3 protein-coding genes and 1 pseudogene are annotated in these 3758 nt (G+C 35.5%); all 4 read right to left on the reverse strand.

What is annotated here, in order from left to right:
- On the reverse strand, positions 1-240 hold a 240-nt coding region (locus tag ACP5P5_RS13420; RefSeq protein WP_428286624.1), incomplete at its 3' end, for a hypothetical protein.
- A 33-nt stretch (positions 241-273) separates the two neighbouring features.
- Positions 274-366, reverse strand: a pseudogene (locus ACP5P5_RS13425) (DUF4411 family protein); the annotation flags it as partial.
- A 118-nt stretch (positions 367-484) separates the two neighbouring features.
- The gene (mgtA, locus tag ACP5P5_RS13430; protein ID WP_428286625.1) at positions 485-3181 is read right to left on the reverse strand and encodes a magnesium-translocating P-type ATPase; all 2697 of its coding nucleotides are present in this window, start codon (positions 3179-3181) and stop codon (positions 485-487) included.
- Between the two features lie 363 nt (positions 3182-3544).
- Positions 3545-3758: hypothetical protein (locus tag ACP5P5_RS13435; RefSeq protein WP_428286626.1), on the reverse strand; the 214-nt coding region annotated here is incomplete at its 5' end.

Raw genomic sequence — 3758 nt, forward strand, 5'->3', positions numbered from 1 at the left:
GTTGTAGCATAAATCTTCGGTTAATCCGTTGTTTTGATACCGTGTGAAAAAATTCGTTTTATCGGCCTTATCCTCTTCAAAATAGAGAAAGAATGCTTTTAACGCATTTTCCAATGCTTTTTGCTGATAGTCAAAAAGAGTTTTTGAAGAAGAAAATTTTTCAAAATCAACGCCCAACCAATCGACAGGAATGTTGTCCAAATTAAAATTTTCTACAATGGTTTGTAAGTATAGTTTCATAATCACTCCCACCAGATTAAGGGTTTTATTAGTTTATAATCTAAAATTTATGTTTTTTAGCATATCATATAAATCACAACATTCAACACCAAACTCTTGACAAACATTAGGGATTTGTATCTTATTCTTTTTGTTGAATTTAGTTTTTCAAAAGTTAGAATAGTATAATTAGATTTATCTATTAAAGCAAAAGCAATTAACCATGGATCCGCTTAGCGTTTCGTGCTTTATTCTTTTCTTTTCATCAAAAGTTATTAAAGCGTTTTATAAACCAGTTCTTTATTACTTGTGTCAAAATCGCATAAGAAGTCAAAATAACTATCAGAAAAGGGAAATATATCCAAGGTAATGCTGTCATGCCAAGCATTGAAGCTACCGGAGTATAAGGTATTATAATACCAATAGCCATAATTAAAGACGTTAATGCAACTACGGGGGCAGTTGCCCAACTTTGTATAAATGGAATTTTACGTGTACGTATCAGGTGAACAATAAGCGTTTGCGATAGTAAACCTTCCACAAACCACCCAGTTTGAAATAGACTTTGGCGTTCGGGAGTATTTGCTTTAAAAAAGAAGAACATCAGGGCAAAAGTGGCATAATCAAATATTGAACTTATTGGACCTATGTAAAGGATGAATTTTGACAGAAAGTTTGCATTCCATTGCTGAGGTTTGTTAATATACTCTTCATCAACTCTATCCCAAGGAATTGAAATTTGTGAAATATCATAAAGTAGGTTCTGTAAAAGCAACTGGGCTGGAAGCATAGGCAGGAAAGGTAAAAATGCACTAGCTCCTAACATGCTAAACATATTTCCAAAATTACTGCTTGCAGTCATTTTTATATACTTCAATATATTCCCAAATGTTCTTCGCCCATAAACTACACCTTTACGAAGTACATTAAGGTCGTTTTCAAGAAGAATAATATCGGCACTTTCTTTTGCAATATCGGTTGCGGTATCAACCGATATCCCGACATCTGCATCTTTAAGTGCACCGGCATCGTTTATACCATCGCCCAAAAATCCAACGGTGTGTCCTTTTAATTTGAGTACTTTTACTACCCTGCTTTTTTGAAGCGGGCTTAATTTAGCAAAAATGCTGATGTTATCAATCTTTTCGATAAGTTCTTCATCCGATATAGCTTCTAAATCACTCCCCAGCATTATGTTGTTAATGGGAATTCCTACTTCCTTGCAGATTTTTTTTGTAACAATTTCGTTATCCCCAGTTAGAACCTTTACATCAACTCCTAATTCATGTAACCTTTTAATCGCTTCATTTGCCGAAGGCTTTGCAGGGTCGAGAAAACCAATTAGCCCTACTACAACAAGGTTGTTCTCATCGGCAACAGTATAATTTAATGCCCTTGGCTCAAATTCCCGAACGGCAAGCAATAGAACTCTCATCCCATCCTCATTCATTTTTTGTGCTTCTTTTAAGATGAGTTTTCTGGTATTGTCATCGAGGGGGATTATCTCATCTGTAAAAATCTGAAGTTGCTTATCCTCGCCCGGGTCAAAGGCATGAGTAGATATTTCTAACAATTCTTCTACAGCCCCTTTGCAAATTAACAGGTGGTTACCATCTGTTTTCTTTAAAATAACAGACAATCGCCTGCGCTGAAAATCAAAAGGAATCTCATCTATTTTCTCAAAATCCCTTTCTACTTTAAGTTTTTCATTTAGTTCGGCATGTGAGAGGATTGCATTGTCGAGTAAGCTCTTAACTCCTGTTTGATGATAACTGTTAAGATAAGCCCAGCTCAATACTTCATCATCATCAAAACCTTTAATATTGATATGTCTTTCTAAAACGATCTTATCAATGGTGAGTGTACCTGTTTTGTCCGTGCATAAAATATCCATAGCACCAATATTTTGTATAGCATTAAGGCGTTTGACAATTACTTTGTATTTGCTCATATTTACCGCCCCTTTTGCCAGATTCGCCGTAACAATCATTGGCAGCATTTCGGGTGTAAATCCTACTGCAACTGCAATGGCAAACAACAAGGCTTCAAACCAATCGCCCTTTACCAAACCGTTTATTACAAAAATTAAAGGAGCCATCACCAACATAAACCGGATAAGCATCCAGCTTATTTTGTTTATTCCTTTATCAAAACTTGTTTCTACAAGTTTGCCAGTTACCGACTTGCTTATTTCGCCAAAATAGGTATTGGAACCAGTTACTATTGCAACAACTAAAGCAGTGCCACTTACCACATTGGTACCCATAAAGCAAATATTGGGTAACTCGAACACAGATAATTGTTTCCCGTTTTTAATAACGTTGTCTGTTTTTTCAACCGGCATGGATTCTCCGGTGAGTACAGATTGGTCAACAAATAAATCTTTTGATTGAATTACCCTGCAATCGGCTGGTATCATATCGCCGGCAGATAAATGAATAATATCACCCGGAACAATTTCTTCAAAATTGATTTCAGTCCGGCCAGTTTCTTTGCGAATAACAGTGGTCGTGTTGGTTACAAGATTTTTTAACTTTTCTGCTGCCTGGTTACTTCTAAATTCCTGAATAAATCGCAGTATGGCACTTATAAAAACCATTATTGAAACAACAATAATGGTTTTATAATCCCTTTCTTCGGGAGTAACCATCCAAACATCAATTATAAATGATACGATGGCAATAATAATCAATACGCCAATAAAAGGATTGATAAACGCGGACAACAACTGTTTAATCCACGAAGGGGCTTTTTCGTGTTGAATCCTATTCAATCCAAACTGTTTGCGTTTTTGTTTAACGGACTCCTCATCTAATCCTAAAAGAGAAGTGCCATAGGTGTTTAAAACCTCTTCTTTTGTTAGTGCTGAGACGCTTTTTAATTTTTCGCCAGCACCGTTTAAATTATTATTGGTGTTTTGGAAAACTGTTTTTTTTAAATTTTCCTTTAATTGTCTTACCATGTATTATACCTCAATATTGAAATTCAACAGAAAGCACAATCAAAGATGATCTACTATTGAATTTGGTTCATTAATAATTTTATTCTACTACGATATGGGTCATCATTCATATTATCATATTTTAAAATATGTCGAGCAAAAGTAATCATTTTATTCTAAGTGCCATTTTTTTTCTTAGCATGAATGCTAACGTATTCGGGCTATACGAAGTCCCGAAGGGATTTGGGCGAATGAAATGAGCCGTATAGCCCGTGTTATGTGCCCCGAACGAAGTGATGGCGAGGCACGAAGTGCCGAAGAGTTTGAAAACCTGCCGTCCCGACAAGTCGGGATGTTGTTGTCGTAGTTTTTTCTTGTTTTCTGTCATTCAATTCTCTCATAAATGGCTGTGTTCCGATTTTTATATTTTTTTGCAAACTCTTCAAAATTGTTAAACCAGTATCTTTTGTAATTATCCAAAACATTGGCTATTCCTCCGCTTGGTTTAAGCAGTAGATTTGTGTTTATGGTAAATCCGTTGTATGAAAACTCTTTGTTTTCTTTTTGTCCATTCTTTTCAATCTCAAATATCCTTGAA

The organism is Hydrotalea sp., from assembly GCF_049968455.1.
Taxonomy (GTDB): Bacteria; Bacteroidota; Bacteroidia; order Chitinophagales; family Chitinophagaceae; genus Hydrotalea.